Genomic DNA, 1645 nt, shown 5'->3' on the forward strand with positions numbered 1-1645 from the left:
GGCCAGTGGGGCCTGCGTGCTGGTGCGCCGCGCCGCCTGGCTGGAGCTGGGCGGCTTCGAGCCGGCCTTTTTCGCGCACATGGAAGAAATCGACTTCTGCTGGCGCCTGCAGAACGCGGGGCACGAGGTGTGGTACCACGGCGGCAGCGCCGTGCACCACGTGGGCGGCGGCACCCTGCCCAAAACCAACCCGCGCAAAACCTACCTAAACTTCCGCAACGGCTTGGCGCTACTCTTCAAAAACGCCGCGCCCGGCGAGCTGTTCGGCCCGCTGTTTCAGCGCCTCGTGCTCGATGGAGTGGCGGGGCTACGCTTTCTGGCCGCGGGTGAATTTGGCAATTTTTGGGCGGTGCTGCGGGCGCATTTCAGCTTCTACGCCAAGCTGGGCTACTGGCGGGCCCGGCGCGCGGCGGCTAAGCCGCACCTGCGCGTGCGGGAGCGGGCCGGGGTATACGATGGCAGCCTGGTGTGGGCGTATTTCGCCCGCGGCAAGCGTAAGTTCTCCGAGTTGGGCCTGAAATAGCGTATCGTTATAGGTTGTCATTCCGACGCAGGAGGATTCTGGAGAATAGTTTCCAAAAATATCCCAGCTTCCTCCTGCGTCGGAATGACAACCTGCTGCCAGTAACTTTGCCGGCCTGACTTCCACTGTAATCCCAAATGAAAAAACCGCTGCTCCTGCTATTCGCCAGCCTCTTACTGGTGCTCACCGCGGCTGCCCCGGCGGCGGCGCAGTGGTTCCACCGCATCGGGCACGTCAACAAGTCGAAGACCAAGAAGTCGGAGCACTCCAATAAGCGCCTCAAGCACGCCGACAAGCACAAAACCAAAAAGCGCAACCCCAAGCACGACGAGCGGCAGCGCCGCAAGGAAGCCAAACGCCAGGCCAAGCGCCGCGCCGAAGGCCCGCGCCTGCTGCCGCCCGATGCCAAAGAGCCGGATGCTGCCCCCGAACCGGATAAAACAACGCCGTAGTAGGGCCATCATATCTTAACAAGCAAAAGCCCCGGCGGGGCGGTACTCACTAAGCGAGTGCCGCCCCGCCGGGGCTTTGAAATTTCAATTTGCGTTTCGCGCTGACAACATTTCGCCCCGCTGGAGCTAACGCATAACAACGCCGCGCTGTGGCCCTACAAATCCCACACCGTGCTACGCTGCTGGCGCATGGCCCGGCGCACATTCATCCAGAACGCCCCTGCGAAGTAGAGCACGATGGGCGAGCCGAACGTGAAAAACGAGGCATACACGAAAGAGAGTCGCACGCTGCGCGTGCTGAACCCCCACTTCTGGGCCAGGGCCGAGCAGAGGCCGAAAGACTGCGATTCGAGGTAGTCGGTGAAGCGTTTCATGAGCAAAATCGGCTAGCGAAAAACAGTTTGCTTGGGCTAAGATAAGGCATTTGCCGGGCGGGGACAAGGCAGACGGCGTAATTTCGCCGGCCCGGCATCGACTAATTCAACGGATTTTTCGTTGGTAGGGCTGGATTTTATTTTCTGCGTTGCACAATTTGTTCCCACTTTCTCTGCGGCCGCTGGCCCCCGGCCTGCTGGCCGCTCTTGCCGGGCTTGCTGCCTGCTCGCCCCTGCCCAAGGTGCTGAAGCAGGCCGAAACCGGCCGCCTCGTGAGCACCCGTCCGCCGGTGCTC

At 61.8% G+C, this 1645-nt stretch carries 3 protein-coding genes; 2 read left to right on the forward strand and 1 reads right to left on the reverse strand.

What is annotated here, in order from left to right; all coding sequences use genetic code 11:
• The coding region (locus ACYVDE_RS22050; protein WP_460503689.1) for a glycosyltransferase family 2 protein at positions 1 to 523 on the forward strand (523 nt) is incomplete at its 5' end.
• Between the two features lie 137 nt (positions 524 to 660).
• On the forward strand, positions 661 to 975 hold the full coding sequence (locus ACYVDE_RS22055; protein WP_460503690.1) for a hypothetical protein: 315 nt from the start codon (positions 661 to 663) through the stop codon (positions 973 to 975).
• 155 nt (positions 976 to 1130) lie between these two features.
• On the opposite strand, the gene ACYVDE_RS22060 is transcribed toward ACYVDE_RS22055, so the two are convergent.
• Entirely contained in the window at positions 1131 to 1349 is a 219-nt protein-coding gene (locus tag ACYVDE_RS22060) for a PspC domain-containing protein (RefSeq protein ID WP_241934193.1), read from the reverse strand.
• Positions 1350 to 1645: the final 296 nt, after the last annotated feature.

This window comes from Hymenobacter agri, assembly GCF_054778495.1.

Excerpts from the sequence above, each read along its gene's own strand:
- ACYVDE_RS22055 (WP_460503690.1), top strand. The coding sequence starts at position 661 with ATGAAAAAACCGCTGCTCCTGCTATTCGCCAGCCTCTTACTGGTGCTC.
- ACYVDE_RS22060 (WP_241934193.1), bottom strand. The coding sequence starts at position 1,349 with ATGAAACGCTTCACCGACTACCTCGAATCGCAGTCTTTCGGCCTCTGC.